Consider the following 16,227-nt stretch of genomic DNA (forward strand, 5'->3'; position numbering starts at 1 on the left):
ACATGAAACTGACCACCGTGACCGCAGCCTTCGCAGCGCTGCTCCTCACCGCCCCCTTCGCCGAGGCGAAGACCAAGATGGTGCTGTCGAACGACGCCAGCGCCCTCGGGGTGAAGGGCCAGACCTTCGATAAGCTGAAGTCCGAGATCGAGGCTCGCCTCGGTGACGAGATTACGGTCGAGGTGCACCATTCTGGCGCGCTCTTCGACCAGAAGACCCAGCTGCAGGGTCTGCAGCTGGGCTCGGCCTCGCTGGTCGCGCCGACCTCGGGGATTTACACGCCGATCGCGCCGGGGATCGGCGTGATGACCCTGCCGTTCATGCTGACCAGCGCCGAGGCGGTGGCTGAGGCGTGGCAGGACGAGACCGTGCGGTCGGCCTATTTCCCCGAGCTTGAGAAGAAGAACATCCAGCCCGTCGCGATCTGGATGAACGGCCCGCGCGAACTCAGCTACCGCGGCGACAAGCCGATCCTCACGCCCGAGGACATCAAAGGCGTCAAGATCCGCGTGCAGAGCGTTCCTTCCGATATCGAGGCGTTCAAGATCGTCGGCGCCAACCCGGTCTCGATGTCCTGGGGCGAGGTGCCCTCGGCGCTGCAGCAGGGGGTCATCGACGCCATCGAGCCCACGCCGAACGCGGTTGCCGGCGGCGGCATGATCGACGTCGTCGATCAGATGACCAAGTTCGGCTACCAGTATTCCTACTACATGGTCAGCGTAAACAAGATGTGGTGGGACGGGCTGCCCGAGGACGAGCGCGGCCAGTTGTCGGACGCGATCGACGCGACGACGCAATGGAACTGGGAGAACGCGGCCAAGGACAACGAGGACGCCTACCAGGCGCTGATCGACGCGGGCAAGCAGGTGCATGAGCTCGACGACGCACAGAAGGCGGCATGGGCGGAAGCGATGCAGCCGGTCTGGGAGGAATACGGCACCGGCATCGCGGGCGAGGAGGTCATGAACCGCCTGCGCGAGATCGCGGGCGTTTCGGAATAAGTCACCTTCCAGCCGGAAAAGACGGGGCGGGCCATCTGGCCCGCCCCTTTCTTATTCGCTGCGGCGTGGTTTCAGAAATCGTAGAGCCGCGCCGGGTTCGCAACGAGGATCTGTTCCTGCACCGCAGCATCGGGGAACCACCGGGCAACGGTCTGCACCATCGCCGGGGTGTCGAGCGGGCGGTAGTCCATTTCCTCGGGGGCCTCTGTCGCGATTCCCGAATGCGCCGGGGTGTGCGGCCAGTCCGATGCCCAGACCACGTGATCCGGCGCGGCGGCCTGAAGGTCGCGCGCCAGCGCCGCGACAGCCGTTTCGTCCTCGCCGCCATCCAGCCGGTAGGGTGCCGAGAGCTTGACCCATGTGTTGCCACCGCGCAGCAAGGCCAGCACGGCGCGTTCCTCCGGACCGCCGCGGCGCGCGACCGGCAGCAGCCCGAAGTGGTCGAGCACCACGGGCGCCGCCAGATCGTTCAGAACGTCCTGCAGATCCATGATCACATGCGGGCCCGCGAAGAGCTGGACATGCCAGCCCCGCGTCATGCAGGTCTCGGCGGTTTGCTCGAGGCGCCTTGTCGCCGCCGAGATGTCGTTGGCCGAGGTGCTGTGCAGGTTGATCCTCACGCCGCGCACGCCGGCGGCATGCATTGCGTCGAGTGTCTCGGCGCTCTCGCGGCCGTCAAGCTGGACGACGCCGCGGGCTGCGGCTCCGAGTTCGGCCATCGCCTCGTGCATGGCTCCGTTGTCTGCCCCGAAGACGCTCATCTGCACGAGGACCACCCTGTCGATCCCGCAGGCATCCATCATCTGCCGCGCGGCGTCCGCGCGCACGATCTTGGGCGTGTAGGCACGCGGAGAGGCCATGCGATACTTCGGGTAGACCACGTGGATGTGACAATCGGTTGCGCCTACCGGCGGGAAGTCTCGAGTCAAGTTAAAACCTCGCAAGCTATTGAGGTATAATTACTATATTGCTCTGCCAGTGCCAACAGAAAGCGCCGTTTCTTGGCCGGAAAACGGGATCGGACGGCGGGATCCGGCAGGGCGTTGGGACCGGCGTGGAGGGAGCACGCGCGGCGCCTCGTCCGACGCGGGAACCGGGTCCGGAATTGCCAGCCCTACGGCGCGGATGGGCGGCGCGGAATGCCGGGCGGGCGGCACGGAAAGGGCCGGAGCGACACGCGCTCCGGCCCTGATGTCATGAATTCGGGGTGACGCCCGGTCCGGCCGCCGCGATCCCGTTACTCGGACTTGGCGATCTCGATGAGCCGCTGCATGCCGTCTTCACCGATGACCTCGGTGCCGTATTTCTCCCAGACCGGGACCATGGCGTCCTTCCAGGCGGCTTGCTGCTCTTCGGTCAGCCGGTTGATCTTCTTGCCCTCGGACTCGAAGAACGCGAGGTCCTCGCTGTTGATCTGGTCGGCCTGCTCGGCATTCCAGGCTGTCGCGGCATCCAGAGCGGATTGCAGGCCCTCTCTCTGCGCATCGGTCAGCCCGTCCCACCACATCTTGTTGGCACCGACGATCCAGGCTGTGTAGATGTGCTTGGTCAGGGTGATCTGGTCGATCATCTGCCACATGCCCGAGCCGCGCCAGGCGTTCGGGGTCGGCTCGGCGCCGTCGATCACGCCCTGCTCGAGCGCAGTCGGGGTCTCGGACCAACTGACGCCGACCGGGTTCGAATGAATGGCCTCGAAGGGTGCCACGTAGACCGGCGCGGACTGGACGCGGATCTTCAGACCCTGGGCGTCCTCGGGCAGCAGCACCGGCTTGTCGCCGCGGTAGCCGATGGCGCGGGGACCGTTCATCCAGATGGCGACGGGCTCGATCCCCTTGGCCTGGAGGTTGGGCACCCAGAGCGCGCGCAGGGTCTCGTCCTCGAAGGCGGCCTGGATCTTCGCCGGGCTCGACAGCAAGAAGGGCAGCTCGAACATGTTCACCTCGGGAACGAGCTGCGAGTAAATTCCGATCGCGGGCGAGATGATCTGCGCTTCGCCAAGTTGCGTGCCGACGACTTGGCTGCTCTGATCGAACAGCGTGCCGCCGTGATGCATCTCGGCGGTCAGATCGTCGCCGAGCGCTTCCTTGGCCTTCTCGACGAAGAAGTCGAAGGTCTGCCCTTTCAGGCCCTTTGCGTTGTTGTCGTTCGACAGCACCATGGTCAGCGGCTGCGCCGTGGCCAGGATGGGCATCGCCGCGACCAGAAGGCCGGCGAGGGTTGCGGTCAGTTTCATGGTGTCCTCCCTATGTGAAACTATGGATCAGTGGATGGTCGGGCCGGGCAGCCAGAGCGAGACCGCGGGCACGAAGGTGACGATCATCAGGGCGATCAGGGTGGCGAGCATCCAGGGGATCGTGGCGCGGAAGACCTCGAAGACCGACATGCCCGACACACCGGAGGCGACAAAGAGGTTCATGCCGACAGGCGGGGTGATCATGCCCATCTCGATGTTGACGATCATGATGATCGCAAAATGCACCGGGTCGATCCCAAGGCTCTGAGCGGCCGGCTGCAGCAAGGGCGCGAAGATCAGAATGGTAGGCACCGCCTCGAGGAAGAAGCCGACGACCAGCAGCAGCAGGTTAACGCAGATCAGGAAGACGATCGGCGAGAGGTTGGCGTTCAGCACCGCCTGCGCCAGCTGGCCAGGCAGGCCGATCTTGGTGATGAAATAGCCGAAGATCAGCGCGTTGGTGGTGATCCAGAAGATCATGCCGACGCGCGGGCCGACGGCGATCACGACGCGCGGGATGTCGCGAAGCTTCAGCTCGCGGTAGATCAGGAGGCCGATGATGATGGCCAGCACGGCTGAGACCGCGGCGGCTTCGGTGGGCGTGAAGATCGCGCCGCCGTCGTAGCTGAAGGCACCGAGGTCGAAGGCCGGCAGCCCGTAGATGCCGATCACGATGAACACCGGCAGCATCAGGGCGGGGATCGCCGAGGTCACGGTCGACCGGGCCTCTGTGGCGGTGGCGCGGGGTCGCACGGCGACCTTTTCGTTGCGCGCCAGGAAGCGCGCGGTGAAGAGCAGCAGCGCGCCGTAGATGAGGCCCGGCACGATACCGGCGAGGAACAGCGCGGGGATCGGGGTCTCGGTGACGAAGCCGTAGAGGATCAGCGGGATCGACGGCGGCAGCAGGATTCCGATCGCGCCTGCGGTGGCGAGCGCGCCGATGGCGTAGCGGTCCGAGTAGCCTTCCTCGCGCAGGGCGGGGAACATGATGTTGCCGACGGCGGCGACGGTCGCGGGGCTCGAGCCCGAGATCGCGGCGAAGAGGATGCAGGTCAGCACGGCTGTCATCCCGAGGCCCGCGCGCAGGTGTCCGACGAAGACGCGGGCAACGCCGATCAGCCGGTGCACCAGCCCGCCCGTCTCCATGAATTCCGCCGCGAGGAAGAAGAAGGGCACCGCCATCAGCGTGTAGTGATTGACGTTCCCGAAGAGCTTCTGACCGAAGATCCCGTCCGGGATCGGCGCGAAGATCATCGAGGCCAGCACAGCCGAGCCACCAAGGGCAACCGCGATCGGGGCGCCGATGACGATCAGCACGAAGAATAGGGCAATGAGGAATGCAATGGTCATTTGTGCACCTTGGTCGCTGGGGTGCCCACGCGGGTCAGGAAGGCCTCCTCGGGTTCGGAGGCGATGTCGGTCCACATCGAGACGATCAGCATGGCGTAGCGGATGACGAAAAAGGCGAGGATTACTGGCAGGATGGCGAAGGGCAGGGCGAGGTTGCCGCCGAATTCCGGGTGGGTGACGCCCATGCCCCAGACGAAGCGCGCATAGCTCACCGCATCATCGAGGTAGAAGGCCGTCAGCAGCAGCGCTGCGCCGAAGGCGACGGTGTTCAGCGCCGCGCGGGCCCGGGGCGGCAGGACATGCGCCAGAAGGTCGACGCGGGGGTGGGTTCCGGTGCGGATCGCTCGGCTTGCCGCCATCAGCATTGCCCAGACCAGTGCCGTGACGGATCCGGCCTCAAGCCAGTGGATGCCGGTGCTGAAGGCGTAGCGCAGGATGACCTGCAGCACGGCAAGGCCCAGCCCCAGCAGGGATCCGATCAGGATGATCGAAACTTCGACGGCTGACAGCAGCCGGTCTATCGCTTTCATGTCTTTCCTCCCTTCGGCGCTCTCCTCGCCGGATAGTGATTTCAGCTCAATGCGAACATCGGCTTGCCGGCGAAGGGCAGCTGGACGCGCAGGATAGAGGCGGTCGACGCCTCGGTGATGTAGAGATGCCGCCCCTCGGGGCCGCCGAAGGCCATATTGGCGGTCAGCAGCCCCTCGGGGCTGCGGATGCGGAACATCGGCTCGCCGAGGCGCGACATGATCCAGACCGTCCCCAGCCCCATGTGCCCGATCGCAAGCTCGCCGCCCGCGCCGAGCGCCAGTCCGTCCGGCCCGGCCAGGCCGCCCGAGAGCTGGATGAAGGTACCGGATTTCGCGACGGTCCGGCCATCGGGCAGGAAGCGGACGCGCCAGACCGCATTGGCCCGGGTCACGGCAAGGAATAGCTGGCTTTCATCCTCGTTCAGGCACAGGCCGTTGGGGCTGGGGATGTTGTCGATGACGCAATCGAGCGCGCCGCCCTCGGTCAGCCGGAACAGCCGGCCATAGGGCGCGTGCAGCCCGCTCTGGCCCTGATCGGTGAACCACAGATCCCCGCTAAGTGCGAAATGGAGGTCGTTGAGCCCGTGGAACCGCTCGAGCCCGGGGCGGGTGAGGAACGGCTCGACCTTGCCCGAGACCGGGTCCATCACCATCAGCCCGTGGGCGTGATCGGCGATGAAGATGCGGCCGTCGCGGTGGATCTTCAGGCCATTGGGCTCGCCGTCGTATTCGGCGGCGACGGTGACATCGCCCTGCGGGTCGAAGCGCAGGATCCGGCCGTGGCAAATGTCGACGCAGTAGAGGTTGCCTTCCCGGTCGAAGGACGGGCCCTCGAGAAAGGCGCGGAAGGATTTTCCCGGGTGCTGTACGCGGGCCCAGCCCGACGCGTTGACCGGCGCAAGCTCGGCCGGAACGCGGGCGAAGACTTCGGCGGTGAGCTCGGATGGCGGGGCGAAGAACATGGCGACTCTCTTTGGCTTTTTAACAACGTAAAGCCAACGATGGTCGAGGCACAAGGAAAATGATTGCCGTCATATCAAATGACTACTCATTTGATATGACGGGTCTGATCCGAGGGTCAGGCCTGGAAGCCGGCTGAGTAGCGGAAGGCGAAGGGCTCCACGTAAAGCGCCTCGCCATAAAGGATCTTGTCGTCGTCCGGCGTCAGCAGCACATGCGCGCGCATTAGCAGCGGCGCGCCTTCCTCGATGCCCAACTCGCGGGCCTCCTGCGATGTGGCGACCACCGCGCGCAGCGCCGCGTCGATGCGTCCGATCTCGAGTCCGAGACGGTCCTTGATCAGCGCGTGCACGCCCTCGGTGGCCAGCGCCTGCGCGGTCATCGACATGGACAGATCCGGGTGAAACCATCGGGTCTCGCTACCGATGCACTGGCCCGCGACAAAGCGCAGCCGGCGCAGGCAGAAGACCTCGAGACCTGGCTCGAGATCCAGCTTGCGCGCGGCACGGACCGGCAGAGGGCTGGGCGCGAAGCTGAGCAGCCGGAAGGTGACGGTTTCGCCTGCCAGCGCCACCTCGTCTTCGAAGGACTGGATATTGTGGATATCGAGCCCGACCCGGATCTGCATGTCGTCGTCGCGGCGACAGGCAAAGGTGCCGCGACCGGCCTGGCGGCGCACGAGGCCTTCCTGCATCAGGCGGGACATCACGTTCTGAACCGTCGAACGGCTGACCTCGAACTCCTTCGCGATCTCGGCTTCTGTAGGAAGCTGGGCCCCCGGAGCGATGGTGCCGGTTTGCAGCGCCACGGCAAAGTGCTCGTAGATTTTCTGCCGGACAGAGGGCGCGCGCATGCGGTCAGCCTTCGGCCCAGGCGCGGGCGTTGGGTGCCTTGCGATCGCGGGCGTCCTCGAGGTGCCGGCGTAGCCGCTCCGAGGCTTCGGTAATGCGCTCCTGCTCGAGCAGTGTCAGGATCTCCAGGTGCTCGCCGCATTCATTCGCCAGCCGGCCCCGGTCCACCCGCGCGCGATACTCCATGAGGCGGCGCATGCGGTTGACCCGCTCGAGCGCGATCAGGAAGAAGGGATTGCCGGACATCGCCACGAGGCTCTCGTGGAAATCGGCGCCGTGCTGAAGGATGGTCTCGTTGGGCATGGTCGCCGGGTCCGCATGTACCAGCTTTTCCTGCACCTCGCGCAGTTCCGCCAGCTTGCGGAAATCAACCTTGAAGGTGGGTTCCAGCATCGCGACGGGTTCGTTGGCGATGCGGAAGCGATAGATCTGGTCAAAGGCCTCGGGCGTCTTGGCGACCGGCAGGAAGCGCCAGCCATAGCCCTCCTTGCGCTCGGCCCAACCCTCGCGCTGCGCTCGGCCCAGCAGTTCCTGCGTGCGCACCTTGGTCCAGGAATAGCGTTCCCGAAGTGCAAGCTCGGTCATCTCCTCGGGAATGCGGTCGCGGATCCAGTCCTCGGCAAGCGACTGGTACTCACGGGTGAGCTCGTCCTGGTTGGTCGCGGTCAGCGCGCCGTCCGGAATCGTGCGGCTGACGAAATAGCCGCGGTTCGGCACCTGCCCGAGAATGCCCTGCTCGGCGAGCAGACCGAGAGCCGAGCGCACGGGTGTGCGGGACACGCCGTAGCGGTCCGCGATCGACTGCGTCGTGAGGCGGTCGCCGGCATTGTAGTGGCCCTCGGCGATCTCGCGGATCACCCGGTTCGAAATTTTCTGGGCAAGATCAGCGCTGCGCATCCCGGTCCTCCTTGGTTCAAATGAACACTCATTTGTGAGAAAGTGCAAGCTGGCTCTTTGGAGCGCCAAAAACCAAAATAGTTTGCATTTCGGTATTCAAAAGACCAAAAAGAGGGACGGAATCAAGGGAGGACAATCATGATTCGCATTCTTAGCGCGGCCGTCCTGGCAGCAGTTACCGCCCTGCCGGTCGCGGCGCAGGACAAGCCCTCGAACACCGAATGCATCGCACCGGCCGCGCCCGGTGGTGGCTGGGACTTCATCTGCCGCACCGTGGCAAAGGTCCTGCGTAACGAGGACCTGATCGACGGCACCATGCAGGTCACCAATATGACCGGCGGCGGTGGCGGTGTGGCCTATGCCCACGTCGTCTCCAAGCGCAACGAAGACGAGAAGCTGCTGATCGCGGCCTCGAACGGCACCACCACCCGCCTCGCACAGGGCGCCTTCCCCGGCGCGAACGAGGATGACGTGCGCTGGCTCGCCTCTTTCGGCGCGGAATATGGCGTCATCGCCGTGGCGGCGGACAGCGAGATCGACGACCTGCCGGAGCTGGTTGAAATGATGAAGGCGGACCCGCGTTCGGTGTCCTTCGCCGGTGGCTCCGCGGTCGGCGGCTATGACCACCTGAAAATCCTGAAGCTGGCCAAGGTCGCCGAGCTCGAGGACGTGCGTCAGGTCAAATACGTTGCCTTCTCGGGTGGCGGCGAGGCTATGACCCAGGTTCTCGGCGGTTCGATCACCGCCTTCTCGGGCGACTTCTCGGAAGTGCGCGGCTTCGTCGAGGCGGGTGATATCCGTATCGTCGCGGTGCTCTCGCCCGAGCGTCTCGAGCAGTTCGACCAGTACCCCACCGCCATCGAGCAGGGCTACGACGTGACCGGCCCGAACTGGCGCGGTCTCTATGTGCCCAAGGGCATCTCGGACGAGACCTACGAATCCTGGAACCAGATGATCCAGAAGATGGTCGCCTCGGAAGAGTTCCAGCAGATCCGCGCGGATCAGGGCATCGAGCCGCTCGACCTCTTCGGCGCCGACGCCGAAGAATTCGTGAAAGAGAACGTCGCCGAGATCCGCGCGCTCTCCAAGGAAATTGGTCTCATCCAATAAATTATCGGCGGGCCGGGGCGTGATCTCCGGCCGCCCCTTACCACGAGAGGTCACCGCATGAGCGATCGCATCATGGGGGGAATCGGGCTCGCCCTCGCAGCCTTCTACATCTGGGCCGCCACGATCATTCCCGAAAGCTTCATGGCCGACGTCGTCGGCCCCGCCACCTTTCCCATCATCATCGGAGTGATCATCGCGATCTGCTCGATCTGGTTCATCCTGAGACCCGACCCGGAGCCGGTCTGGCCTTCCCTGAACCGGCTGGCCGAGATCGGCTTCGCCATCGCGGTCTGCCTGCTCTACGCGATCCTGCTGCCCAAGCTGGGCTTCCTGATCTGCACCGCGCTCGCCGCAAGCTACATGAGCTGGCGCCTTGGCGGCACGCCCGTCGGTGCTGTGCTGACGGGCGTCGGTCTCTCGATCGGCATCTGGGTCGTCTTCAAACTCGTGCTCGGCCTCTCGCTGGCCGTGGGTCCGCTCGGCATCTGAGGTCAGCACATGGAATTTCTTTCGTCTCTCGGCGTCGGTTTCGACGCCGCCCTCACCTTCTCCAACCTCGGGATTGCGCTGCTTGGCGCTTTCCTCGGCACGATGATGGGCGCGCTTCCGGGCCTTGGTCCGGCCAACGGCGTCGCGATCCTCATCCCCATCGCCTTCTCGATTGGGCTTGGGCCGCTGCCCTCGCTGATCCTGATGACCTCGGTCTACTACGGGGCCATGTACGGCGGCCGGATCAGCTCGATCCTGCTCAACATTCCCGGTGACGAACCGGCGATGATGACCTGTCTCGACGGCTATCCGATGGCCCGCAAGGGCATGGCGGGCGAGGCGCTGTCGCTGTCGGGAATCGCGTCGTTCATCGGGGCCATCGCCGCGACCTTCGGCCTCGCGCTGCTGGCGCCGCAGCTGGTGAAGATCGCGCTGCTCTTTGGACCGGCGGAATACTTCGCGCTGTTCACCATCGCCTTCGCCACGCTGGGCGGCATCTCGTCGACCAACCAGGCCAAGGCCGCTTTCGCCGCCGCCTTCGGTCTCAGCATCGCGATGATCGGTGTCGATACGCAGACCGGCGTTCAGCGCTTCACCTTCGGCGAGGTGCATCTCTTCGACGGCATCGACTTCCTGATCGCCATCGTCGGCCTTTTCGCGCTGTCAGAGGTCTTCGTCTTCCTCGAGCATCGCGGCAGCGAAGGCAACAAGGAAGAGAGCATCGGCAAGATCGGCCGGATCGTCGCGCCCTGGAGCATGATCCGCAGCTGCATCCCGACCTTCGGGCGCAGCACAATCATCGGCTTCCTGTCCGGCGTGCTGCCGGGGGCAGGGGCATCGCTGGGTTCGTTCCTGTCCTACTCGGTCGAGAAGCAGATCGTCGACCCGAACAGCAAGACCTTTGGTAAGGGCGACCCGCGCGGTGTCGCGGCTCCCGAGGTCGGCAACAACGCAGCGGCTGGCGGCGCGCTGGTGCCGATGCTGGCGCTGGGTGTTCCGGGCTCGGGCACCACGGCCGTGCTGCTCGCAGTGCTGCTCTCGCTCAACATCACGCCCGGGCCGTTGCTCTTCTCGCAGAACCCCGACGTGGTCTGGGGCCTGATCGCAGCGCTGTTCATCGCCAACGTGATGCTGCTGATCCTCAACATCCCGCTGGTGGGTCTGTTCAGCCGCGTGCTGCTGGTGCCCATTCACATCCTCATGCCATTGGTGGCGATGGTCAGCTTCGTCGGAATCTACGGTATCTCCGGTTCGTCTTTCGACCTTGTCCTGATGGTCCTCTTCGGCGTCGTCGGCTGGCTGTTCCGCAAGCTCGATATCCCGCTGGTGCCGATCATCCTCGGCATCCTGCTCGGCAACGAGATGGAAGTGAACCTGCGTCGCGCCATGACCCTCTCGGACGGCGACTGGCTGACCCTTGTCGGCAGCCCGCTCGCGATCACCCTCTGGGTGCTGGCCATCATCGGCTTCGTTGCCCCGATGGTCTTTGGTCGCAAGGTGAAGAAGGCGATCGCCGAAGAGAGCGACGAGATCGCCGTCGGCGACTGACCGGGACAACAAGAGACGGTCCGGGGCGTGCGTGCGCCCCGGCCAGTGGCGCGACGGGCTTTACGATCCGCGCCACGCCGCCTGCGCCGGTTGCCGTCCCTTCCCGACGTGGACCGGCGCGGGCGGCACATCGCAGAGGCGTCCCATTGGAAAGAAGGATTGCGCAATGATCTCCGTCACGACGATTGACACACCCCAAGGCGCTCTCGAGGCCACCGACCTGAAGGCGGTACTTGGCGAAGAGCTGCTGGCGCGGCTGCCGCATGTCCTGCGCCTGCTGGCAGAGAACCATCTGCGCAACGGCGGCGAGGCCGCCCCGCTCTGCGCCGCGCTTGCCGGCTGGGCCGAGGGCCGCCGGACGCCGTTCGAGCTGGACTTCCGTCCCAACCGCCTCTTGATGCACGACACCACCTGCACGCCCGCGCTTGCGGACATCGCCGGGTTGCGCGATGCGCTCGCCGAGGGCGGCGCCGATCCGCGGGTGCTCTCGCCGGTGCTGCCGGTTGAAGTCTCGGTCGATCACTCGCTCGCGGTGGACCTCTACAGGCAGAGCGGCGCATGGCGGATCAACCAGCAGAACGAGATCGCCCGCAACGCCGAGCGCTACAGCTTCATGAAATGGGCCTCCGAGGTGATGGACACGGTGCACGTGAACCCGCCGGGCACCGGCATCATGCACACGCTGAACCTCGAGCAATACGCGACGCTGGTCGAGATCGACGGCAGCCGGGCGCATCCCGACATGATGCTCGGCACCGACAGCCATACCCCGATGATCAACGGCATCGGTGTGCTCGCCTGGGGCATCGGCGGGCTCGAGGCGGAAAGCATCATGTTCGGCCAGACCGTCTCGCTGGCGCTGCCCGAGGTGGTCGGCGTGCGGTTGACCGGGGCGCTGCGCGAGGGGGTCCTCTCCACCGACCTGGCGCTCGAGATCACCGCGCAGCTGCGCAGGCTCGGGGTCACCGGCGCCTATGTCGAGTTCCATGGCCCCGGGGTCTCGACCCTCTCGGCCGATGATCGCGCGGTGATCGCCAACATGGCCCCAGAATACGGGGCTACCACCGGCTTCTTCGCCGCCGATGCGCGCAGTGTCGACTATCTGAAACGCACCGGCCGACCGGCGCGCATCACCGAAACCGTCGAGCCGCTGTTCCGCTCCATGGGCCTCTGGTTCGATCCCGAGGCGACGCCGCATTTCGACCGCGGCATCGAGATCGACCTCTCGGCCCTGACCCCGACGCTTGCCGGGCCGCGTCGGCCGCAGGACAGCCTGCCTGCCTCGAACACACGGCAGGCAGTAGCGGAGGCCGCCGGGCGCGAGTTGCCGCCCCTGTTCGGGCGCCCCGAAGCGCTGCCGGATGGCGGCATCGGCGTTGCCGCCATCACTAGCTGCACCAACACCTCCGATCCGCGCCTGCTGATCGCCGCAGGGCTGCTTGCGCGCAAGGCGCGGGCCCGCGGCCTCACGCCGCCGGACTGGGTGAAGACCTCGCTCGCCCCGGGCTCGCCCTCTGCCGCGAGCTACCTCGCCCGCGCGGGGCTGCTCGAGGACCTCGGCGCCGTGGGCTTCGGCATCGTCGGCTTTGGCTGCACGACCTGCATCGGCAACTCCGGCCCGCTGCCCGAGGCGGTCGAGGACGCGCTTGCCGAAGGCAAGGCGGTCGCCGCCGTGCTATCAGGCAACCGCAACTTCCCGGGCCGGGTCCACGCCAAGCTCGACCTCGGCTTCCTCGCCTCGCCGCCAATGGTGGTGGCCTTCGCGCTGCTGGGACATGTCCGCGCCGACATCCTGAAGGACCCGCTGGGCACCGGGCCGGGCGGGCCGGTGTACCTGGCCGACATCTGGCCCGCTGCCGACGAGATCGATGCCGCTATGGCACAGGCCTTCCGTGCCGAGGATGTGCACGCGGACTTCCGCGCCGCGCTGGCCAGCGCCGACTGGGCCGCGCTCGAGGCGCCGCGCAGCGACCGCTTCCCCTGGGACCCGGACAGCCGGTCGCTGCGCCGCCCGAAATTCGCGCGCGCGGCCACTGGACCCACGCTCGGCACGATCACCGCACGGCCGCTGCTGGTGCTCGGCGACGACATCACCACCGATCATATCTCGCCCGCGGGCTGGATTGACCCCGAGAGCGCGGCGGGCCGCTGGCTGATCGCGCGCGACGGTGATCCGGCGAACCTCAACGTCTACGCCAGCTATCGCGGCAACTGGGAGGTGATGCTACGCGGTCTCTTCACCAACCGGATGGCGGTGAACCACCTGAACCGCGACCTGCCGCCCGCCCATCTGCGGATGGAGGACGGATCGGTCCTGCCGCTCCACGAGGCCGCGGCCCGGATGGAGCGCGACAAGGTGCCGGCGGTGATCTTCGCCGGGGAGCGCTATGGCATGGGCTCGAGCCGCGATTGGGCCGCCAAGGGCGCGGCGCTGCTCGGGGTGCGCGCGGTCGTCGCCCGCAGCTTCGAGCGCATCCATCGCACCAATCTGATCGGCATGGGCATCGTCCCGATCGAGATCGACGGCGCCTTCCAGCCCGAAACCAGCGGCTTCCGCGTCAGCGATACCGTCGAAATCACCATCGACGCCGAGACGCTCCGGCCGGGTCAGCCGACTGAGGTGCGGGTGCTGCGCTCGGACCTCGTTGCCAGGATCAAGGGCAGGGTCGCGGTCGAGACGGCGCAGGAAATCGAGACACTCAAGGCCGGCGGCGTGCTGCCGAAGATCCTGGCGGAACGACTCGACAGAACGGCGCGGACGCACCGGAGCGCCTGACCGCTCCTGCGACAAGTATTGCGCGTGCTGGCGGCGGTTTGCGCAGCCAGCACGTGGGGCTCTGGAAAGACGCGAGGGCTCGTGCCGCTCATCTGACCGCCGGGGTCCCGTTGTTGCTTTCGGTGGCCCGTACCGCGTCGAGGGTGTCCTGCTACGCTCGGCCCATCGCGCATGGCCCTGCGCTTGACACGCCGCCGGAAGGGAGCCCCCGGCGGCAGTGGGTCACTCCGGAAGGATGGCGCAGCTGCGCGCGATGCCATGCCGTTCGAGGATGTCGCCGGTCAGCCCGGACCTTGCCGCCTCGGACAGCCAATCCTTGAGGATCTGCGAGGCCTCGGGGCGGCCCTGCGGCATCGCCATGGCCTGACGGATTTCCATGAAGGGCGGCGACAGCACGCGCGAGCCGGGGCGCGTCGCGCCTTCATGCGCCATTGCCTCGCCGATGCCCGCGATGGCGGCTACCTTGCCTGCGTCCAGCGCAGCGAGCGCGGCGCCGAGGTTTTCGAAGAGCACGAGGTTCTCCGCGCCTTCCTGCCGCGCCAGGGTCAGCGTGTAGGCACTGCCATGGACCGAGCCGACCTTCGCACCCGACGAGATGAGCGCACCGGCATCCGCGGCGTCGCAATGTGCCCCTGCCAGGTAGCGCCCCTCGATGCGGATGTAGGGCATGGTGAAGTCGATGGTCTTGGCGCGTTTCGGATCCACCGCGAGAAAGCAGATGTCCCACAGGTCGCTCGTTGCGGACGATGAGACATCGACCGCCCGCTCGAACTCCACGAACTGTAGGTCTAGCTCGCAGGCCCTGGCGAACTCTTTGGCTAGATCGACGCTGATGCCGAAGGGCTTGCGGCTTTGGTCGCGCCCCACGAGGACGAAGTTGCCATGGTTCAGCGCGGCACGCAGATGGCCTTTGGGGGCAAGAGCTTCACGGTCTGCAGGAGAAAGTGTCATCGGTATCCCGTTATGGTTTTAAAAACCCATAAAGCCAAATATGTTTGCTGTCAGCACATTTTCCGGCCCGCGGCTGCTCTGATGCCGATGGACGGGGTGGCCGGGCATAAGAATCACATGGCGGGAGTTAGTCCTCCTGCGATCTGAAGCGGGAAGGGGTGCTAAGCCAGAGCGCGACGGACCACTGATGTTTTGGAGATAACATGAACAATTTCCAACCTGCCGCCCGGGTTTCGAGCATCCGCGTCTCGCCCAGATCGCTACCGCTCAGAAGGCTCGAGACCTGAACGCGACGGGCAAGAATATTCTAAACCTCACGGTTGGCGAGCCCGGATCTTTTTGGTGGCTTCACGAACGAATGGAGAATTCTATCTAAAAAACAAGAAGTTGCGAGGAGGATGAGGGATGGTTCGGATTGGCCTTCAGCTGGCCAATGAAGAACGGATCAAGATTTCGAGGGCTGCAGCGGCGCACCGAAGACATCTTGAACCAGAGCCTGCGCGGGAGCCTGCCTCCGCCGATGATCAAACACGGGCCTTATTGGGAAAGGTCATATTCGCGCTCTCGATCGTGCTCAACGAGAAGATCAGGATAAACGTATGCTATGACGGCGTGACAACTTGAACACAGTCGCTACTCACGAGGTTGAGGCTCCCGAGAAACCTGAGGCGGTTCCACGAGATGTCTCCCACGTCACCCTAGCTCTTAGTATAGTCATCCAGATACGGCCACTTGATCCGTGCTGCCTGCCGACCGCCACGCGTCACAGAAAAGGCAAGAGCCTTGTCCACAACTAATGAGAAGAGTTGAAACTTGTTGCGGTCCGCAGAAGGCGCAACGTCGGGACCGGTCAGGCTCCGACCCTGTTTTCCAGCGGCTCGCCGGCCTCAATGTTGCGGATGTTGCGCGCGATGGTTGCCTGCCTGCGCGCAATCGTCCCATGGGTCCAGCCGGACATATGCGGTGTCAGGGTCACGTTTTCGAGGTTGTGAAACGGTTTGTGCCCCGGCATTGGGTTCGGCTGATCGGGCGTCGGATAGAGGTACCACGTGTCGATGATCGCGCCACCGATCCTTCTGGTCGAGAGCACCTCGAAGAGCGCGTCCTCGTCGATGACCGGACCGCGGCCGACGTTCATCACGATGGCCTCTGCTCCCAATGCGTTTAGGACGTCTGCGCCGATGATCCCTGCGGTCCCGTCGCTCAGCGGCAGCGTGTTGATCAGAACATCGATGTGCGATGCCATTTCCGTCAGGTCCGCAAGGCCATAAGTGGCCGCATAGTCCGGGGTGGAGACCGGTGAGCGGTTCGCCACATGTACAGTCATGCCGAAGGCAAGAGCTCGCGCCGCAAGCGTGCGGCCGATGTGTCCGTGCCCGACGATGCCGATGCTCTGCGCGCCAAGTTCGGTTCGCAGGCCCGAGGGGCCGCCGGCCCAGTAGTGCCAGTCGCCCTGTCGGAGTTGCCGGTCGGCCTCGGCCAGCGGGACGTGCCGCGCGAGCAGCGCCGCCATGACGTATTCGGCGATGGC

14 protein-coding genes are annotated in these 16,227 nt (G+C 65.5%); 5 read left to right on the top strand and 9 right to left on the bottom strand.

Features of this window, described 5'->3' with window-relative positions; genetic code table 11:
• Nucleotides 1-2 precede the first annotated feature (2 nt).
• Complete coding sequence (locus LC039_RS20580) at nucleotides 3-1,001, top strand: TRAP transporter substrate-binding protein (protein ID WP_226627894.1); 999 nt, start codon at nucleotides 3-5, stop codon at nucleotides 999-1,001.
• Between the two features lie 71 nt (nucleotides 1,002-1,072).
• Here LC039_RS20580 and LC039_RS20585 read toward each other — a convergent pair whose 3' ends face one another.
• The 7 genes from LC039_RS20585 to LC039_RS20615 all read right to left on the bottom strand — a co-directional run bounded on the left by LC039_RS20585 (nucleotide 1,073) and on the right by LC039_RS20615 (nucleotide 7,822).
• Nucleotides 1,073-1,945: an amidohydrolase family protein gene (locus LC039_RS20585; RefSeq protein ID WP_319003736.1), complete on the bottom strand. Its 873-nt coding sequence runs from the start codon at nucleotides 1,943-1,945 to the stop codon at nucleotides 1,073-1,075.
• Nucleotides 1,946-2,238: 293 nt separating this feature from the next.
• Nucleotides 2,239-3,234, bottom strand: coding sequence for a TRAP transporter substrate-binding protein (locus tag LC039_RS20590; protein WP_226627897.1), 996 nt, complete (start codon nucleotides 3,232-3,234; stop codon nucleotides 2,239-2,241).
• A 27-nt stretch (nucleotides 3,235-3,261) separates the two neighbouring features.
• Nucleotides 3,262-4,584: a TRAP transporter large permease gene (locus tag LC039_RS20595; RefSeq protein ID WP_226627899.1), complete on the bottom strand. Its 1,323-nt coding sequence runs from the start codon at nucleotides 4,582-4,584 to the stop codon at nucleotides 3,262-3,264.
• Complete coding sequence (locus LC039_RS20600; protein ID WP_226627901.1) at nucleotides 4,581-5,114, bottom strand: TRAP transporter small permease; 534 nt, start codon at nucleotides 5,112-5,114, stop codon at nucleotides 4,581-4,583. Before LC039_RS20600 ends, LC039_RS20595 begins: the two co-directional genes overlap by 4 nt.
• Before the next feature lie 41 nt (nucleotides 5,115-5,155).
• The gene (locus LC039_RS20605; protein WP_226627902.1) at nucleotides 5,156-6,076 is read right to left on the bottom strand and encodes an SMP-30/gluconolactonase/LRE family protein; all 921 of its coding nucleotides are present in this window, start codon (nucleotides 6,074-6,076) and stop codon (nucleotides 5,156-5,158) included.
• A gap of 116 nt (nucleotides 6,077-6,192) precedes the next feature.
• Nucleotides 6,193-6,927, bottom strand: a complete 735-nt coding sequence (locus LC039_RS20610) for a GntR family transcriptional regulator (protein WP_226627904.1) — start codon at nucleotides 6,925-6,927, stop codon at nucleotides 6,193-6,195.
• Nucleotides 6,928-6,931: 4 nt separating this feature from the next.
• Nucleotides 6,932-7,822: a GntR family transcriptional regulator gene (locus LC039_RS20615; protein ID WP_226627905.1), complete on the bottom strand. Its 891-nt coding sequence runs from the start codon at nucleotides 7,820-7,822 to the stop codon at nucleotides 6,932-6,934.
• Nucleotides 7,823-7,960: 138 nt separating this feature from the next.
• Between LC039_RS20615 and LC039_RS20620 the strand changes: the two genes are divergently transcribed.
• From LC039_RS20620 to acnA, 4 genes are all read left to right on the top strand, one after another.
• Nucleotides 7,961-8,932 carry a Bug family tripartite tricarboxylate transporter substrate binding protein gene (locus LC039_RS20620; protein WP_226627907.1) on the top strand — a complete coding sequence of 324 codons (972 nt, stop codon included), beginning with the start codon at nucleotides 7,961-7,963 and terminating at the stop codon, nucleotides 8,930-8,932.
• 57 nt (nucleotides 8,933-8,989) lie between these two features.
• Entirely contained in the window at nucleotides 8,990-9,421 is a 432-nt protein-coding gene (locus LC039_RS20625) for a tripartite tricarboxylate transporter TctB family protein (RefSeq protein WP_226627908.1), read from the top strand.
• Nucleotides 9,422-9,430: 9 nt separating this feature from the next.
• On the top strand, nucleotides 9,431-10,969 hold the full coding sequence (locus LC039_RS20630) for a tripartite tricarboxylate transporter permease (protein WP_226627909.1): 1,539 nt from the start codon (nucleotides 9,431-9,433) through the stop codon (nucleotides 10,967-10,969).
• 166 nt (nucleotides 10,970-11,135) lie between these two features.
• Nucleotides 11,136-13,745: an aconitate hydratase AcnA gene (gene acnA, locus LC039_RS20635; RefSeq protein WP_226627910.1), complete on the top strand. Its 2,610-nt coding sequence runs from the start codon at nucleotides 11,136-11,138 to the stop codon at nucleotides 13,743-13,745.
• Nucleotides 13,746-13,967: 222 nt separating this feature from the next.
• Here the strand turns inward: acnA and LC039_RS20640 are convergent, their stop codons facing one another.
• The gene (locus LC039_RS20640) at nucleotides 13,968-14,696 is read right to left on the bottom strand and encodes a transporter substrate-binding domain-containing protein (RefSeq protein WP_226627911.1); all 729 of its coding nucleotides are present in this window, start codon (nucleotides 14,694-14,696) and stop codon (nucleotides 13,968-13,970) included.
• 850 nt (nucleotides 14,697-15,546) lie between these two features.
• Nucleotides 15,547-16,227: NAD(P)-dependent oxidoreductase (locus LC039_RS20645; RefSeq protein ID WP_226627912.1), on the bottom strand; the 681-nt coding region annotated here is incomplete at its 5' end.

Origin of the sequence: Alloyangia pacifica (assembly GCF_020524285.1) — a bacterium.
Lineage (GTDB): Bacteria > Pseudomonadota > Alphaproteobacteria > Rhodobacterales > Rhodobacteraceae > Salipiger > Salipiger pacificus_B.